The organism is Colwellia sp. C1TZA3 (assembly GCF_007954265.1).
Taxonomy (GTDB): domain Bacteria; phylum Pseudomonadota; class Gammaproteobacteria; order Enterobacterales; family Alteromonadaceae; genus Cognaticolwellia.
Genome location: NZ_VOLS01000151.1, coordinates 1 through 880 on the forward strand (window position 1 = coordinate 1; position 880 = coordinate 880).

1 protein-coding gene is annotated in these 880 nt (G+C 45.7%); it reads right to left on the reverse strand.

Annotated features, from left to right (window positions below; translation table 11 throughout):
* On the reverse strand, positions 1 to 880 hold an 880-nt coding region (locus ESZ39_RS17610), incomplete at both ends, for an Ig-like domain-containing protein (RefSeq protein ID WP_191321844.1).

The following is an 880-nucleotide window of genomic DNA, read 5'->3' on the forward strand; positions in this document are numbered from 1 at the left end:
CCATCAATTGAATAAGTTCTATTTACATCACTAGCTGCTTCACTAAAGCTTAAGGCTGCATCGTTTGTAATAACGTCATCGTTCAGCGTCCCTGAGTCTGTTGTTAAGCCAACGGTTGGTATCGCTAAGGTTGTATCTAAGGTAAAGGTCGTGCTTGCTGTTTTAACGTTTCCGGCAATATCGGTATCCGTGACAGTGACCGTATACTCACCATCGACTGTTGGTGCGCTGTACTCCTTAGTCGCCGCCGCGCCATCAATTGAGTAGACTCTGGTGACATCAGCTGCTACAGCACTAAATGTTAAGGCTTCATCATTTGTAATGGTATCGCTAGCACTTGCTCCACTATCGTTATCAAGTGTAATGCTTGGCATGGCAACCGTTGTATCTAAAGTAAAGGTCGTACTTGCTGTTTTAACATTTCCGGCAATATCAGTATCGGTTACTGTGACTGTGTACTCACCATCGACTGTCGGTGCGGTGTACTCCGTAGTCGCCGCCGCGCCATCAATTGAATAAGTTCTATTTACATCACTAGCTGCTTCACTAAAGCTTAAGGCTGCATCGTTTGTAATAACGTCATCGTTCAGCGTCCCTGAGTCTGTTGTTAAGCCAACAGTTGGTATCGCTAAGGTTGTATCTAAGGTAAAGGTCGTACTTGCTGTTTTAACATTTCCGGCCGTATCGGTATCGGTTACGGTTACCGTATACTCGCCATCGACTGTCGGTGCGCTGTACTCCGTAGTCGCCGCCGCGCCATCAATTGAATAAGTTCTATTTACATTACTAGCTGCTTCACTAAAGCTTAAGGCAGCATCGTTTGTAATAACGTCATCGTTCAGCGTGCCTGAGTCTGTTGTTAAGCCAACGGTTGGTATCG